At 72.8% G+C, this 3,190-nt stretch carries 3 protein-coding genes and 1 pseudogene; 3 read left to right on the forward strand and 1 reads right to left on the reverse strand.

From position 1 onward, the window contains the following. On the reverse strand, positions 1-218 hold a 218-nt coding region (locus ACFV0Q_RS40250), incomplete at its 3' end, for a hypothetical protein (protein ID WP_385012898.1). Positions 219-743: 525 nt separating this feature from the next. Between ACFV0Q_RS40250 and ACFV0Q_RS40255 the strand changes: the two are divergent. From ACFV0Q_RS40255 to ACFV0Q_RS40265, 3 genes and pseudogenes are all read left to right on the forward strand, one after another. Next, positions 744-1,243 (forward strand): annotated as a pseudogene (locus tag ACFV0Q_RS40255) (response regulator transcription factor). A 5-nt stretch (positions 1,244-1,248) separates the two neighbouring features. Next, complete coding sequence (locus ACFV0Q_RS40260; RefSeq protein WP_385012900.1) at positions 1,249-2,517, forward strand: sensor histidine kinase; 1,269 nt, start codon at positions 1,249-1,251, stop codon at positions 2,515-2,517. A 224-nt stretch (positions 2,518-2,741) separates the two neighbouring features. Beyond that, positions 2,742-3,190 (forward strand): ABC transporter ATP-binding protein (locus ACFV0Q_RS40265; protein ID WP_385012902.1); only part of this gene is annotated, 449 nt, incomplete at its 3' end.

The raw sequence follows: 3,190 nt of genomic DNA on the forward strand, positions 1-3,190 counted from the left end.
GCCCACTCCTTCTCGCCTTCCTTCGAACAGGTCGAGGTCCAGACGGGCCCGATCACGGCCGGGACGGCGGCGGCGTTCGCGCAGGTGGCCGCGAAGGCGGCGTGGCCACCGTTGAAGTACTCGCTCTCGACTCCGTCGTTGGCGAGGGCGGCACCGGCGCCGCCCAGCAGGATGCCCGCGGCCAGGACAGAGGCGGTCAGGGCAGAGCGCATACGCATGACTACTCCCATGGATTTCGGATGACGCGCCATGAAGGGTGCGCGTCGGCCGGTTAAACGTCACGAAAGGTCACGAGAAACGGTGATTCACTCCAATGCCGGACATCGAGGACCGGGAGAAGGCGCTGCCGCGCGAGCCCAATCGGAATCACCACTTCGGGCGGCGGCCGGCGGGGGCCGGTTTTGTATCGGGTGGGTATCGGGGAGCGCTGGGTTGTGCATCGAATCGATGTGTCGGCCCCGGCTGAGGGGGCCGGGCTGCCGCGGACCCCGATGGTTGTCCGAGTGGTGTCACCCGGCCTGACCTGGGCGGAGGTCGAGGAGGAAGGCCGTGGCGCGTGCGACGCGTGTCCCCCGTGCGACGCGGTCGCCACGTCCGATGTCTGTCATATCGTTCCTTTCGGGTCGCCGTCCGTGCCCCAGGAACGTCCGAAGAACAGGAACCACCTGCCCGTGTCCTCGTCCGCCCCGGCTCCGCCCCCTCCGCGCCCCGTTCGCGTGCTGCTGGTGGAGGACGACGACCTCATGCGGCGGTCCTTCACCGTCGCCCTCGAACGCTACGGCTACCGGATGCGGACCGCGGCCGACGGGCTGACCGGGCTGGAGCTCTTCCGCGACGAGGCCTTCGACCTGCTCATCCTGGACGTGATGCTGCCCGGTCTGGACGGGATCGGCCTGTGCCGCAGGGTCCGCGAGACCAGCCTGGTGCCCGTTCTGATGATGTCCGCCCGCGGCGACGGGCTCGACGTCGTCGCCGGTCTGGAAGCCGGTGCCGACGACTACGTGGTCAAGCCCGTGGACACGTACGTCCTCGTGGCCCGCATCCGTTCGCTGCTGCGCCGGGCGACCTACGCGCCCGCCCCGGCATCGTGCTCGACCGCCACACCCTCCTGCGCGAGGTCTGGGACTACGGCTGGGACGGCGACAGCCGGGTCGTGGACCTGTGCGTGCAACGGCTGCGCGGCAAGCTGGGCCGGGACCGCATCGAGACCGTCCGCGGCTTCGGCTACAAGTTCAGGCGCTGAGAGCGGTGCGCCTTTTCCACCGGCCGCCGCGTCCGGCGCGCGTGCCCCTGCGCTGGAAGATCGCCGCGCTGGCCGCGGCCACGGCTGCCCTGGTCGTGGCGGCGGTCGGCGTACTCGTCCACGTATGGACCGCGCAGGACATCCGGAGCCGGGCCGAAGCACAGGCCTTCAACGGCGTGTACTCGGCCATGGACGTCCACCGGCGCACCGGAACCCTGGCGGACGGTGCCGAGATCGATCCCGCGGCGCTGCCCGCCCCACTGCGGAACCCGGCCGACGGCAGCCGGCACACGGCCTACGACGGGCACGTCGACGGCAACGTGGGGCCCAGCTTCTGGGCCGCCCAGCGCGTCGGCGGCCCGGGCAGTGCGGTGCTCGCCGTACGGGTCAACATGAGCTCGGAGCTCCACGAGCTGCGCCGGCTCGACGTGACCATGGCGGTGGCCTCGCTGATCACCCTCGCGGCGGTCACCCCCCTCGCCGTCTTCGGAGCCGGACTGCTCGCCCGCCGCCTGCGGCGGGTCTCCGAGACCGCGGGCCGGATCTCCGCCGGGGACCTCGACGCCCGGACCGGCCCCACCAAGGGCCGCGACGAGGTGTCCGACATCGCCGCCACCGTCGACCTCATGGCCGACAGCCTCGGCCGACGGCTGCGCACCGAGCGCCAGTTCACCGCCGACGTGGCCCACGAACTGCGCACCCCCGTCGGCGGACTGCTGGCCGCCGCCGACCTGCTGCCGCCGGGGGAGACGGAGGACCTGCTCCGGGCCCGGGTACGCGACCTGCGCGGACTGGTCGAGGACCTGCTGGAGATCTCCCGGCTCGACGCCGGCGCCGAACAGCCGGTACGCCACCACGTCCCGCTCGGCGCGGTCGTCGCCGAGGCCGTGACGCGCACCGGCTTCGACGCGCAGGTCACGGTCGCCGCCGCCGCCGCCGACGTACGAGCGGCGGCGACCGTGGAGACCGACCCGCGCCGCCTCGAACGGATCGTCGGCAACCTCGTCGTCAACGCCCACCGGCACGGAGACGCCCCGGTGGAGGTCACCGTCGAAGGCCGCACCGTCGTCGTACGGGACCACGGGCCCGGATTCCCCCGGGACCTGCTCCTCAACGGCCCGCGCCGCTTCCACACGGGCGCGGCGGAACGCGGCTCGGGCCACGGCCTGGGCCTGACCATCGCCCTGGGCCAGGCCCGGCTCCTCGGCGCCGAGCTGCGCCTGGACAACGCCCCGGACGGCGGCGCGGTCGCCACCCTGCGCCTTCCGGCCTGACGGCCCGCGACCCCTCCCGCCCCTACACGACCGGTACACAGTGGAGCGGACGCCGATACACGGCGGACCAGGCCCCGATACGTTCCCCGGACACCCTTCGAAGTGCACCTTCGCGCACCAGAAGAGGAGTCCCCGTGACCGCCGACCCCCCGGCCCCGTACGCACCGCACCCGGCGAACCCGACGCACCCGACCACCGCGACCGCGGCCGCCGCCACCACCGGACTGTCCAAGGTCTACGGCAGTGGCGACACCCGCGTCGTCGCCCTCGACCGGGTCAGCATCGCCTTCCGCGAGGGCGAGTTCACCGCGATCATGGGCCCCTCCGGCTGCGGCAAGTCCACCCTGATGCACTGCGCCGCCGGGCTCGACTCGTTCAGCTCCGGCTCCGTCCGCATCGGCACCACGGAACTGAGCACCCTGGGCGACCGGCAGCTCACCGAGCTGCGCCGCGACCGGGTCGGCTTCATCTTCCAGGCCTTCAACCTGCTGCCGACACTGACCGCGCTGGAGAACATCACCCTGCCACTGACCATCTCCGGGCGCCGGCCCGACCCGCAGTGGCTGGACCGCGTGGTCTCCATGCTCGGGCTCTCCCAGCGCCTCGGCCACCGGCCCGGACAGCTGTCCGGCGGGCAGCAGCAGCGCGTCGCCGTGGCCAGGGCCCTGGTCTC

Origin of the sequence: Streptomyces sp. NPDC059564 (genome assembly GCF_042735575.1) — a bacterium.
Taxonomy (GTDB): Bacteria; Actinomycetota; Actinomycetes; order Streptomycetales; family Streptomycetaceae; genus Streptomyces.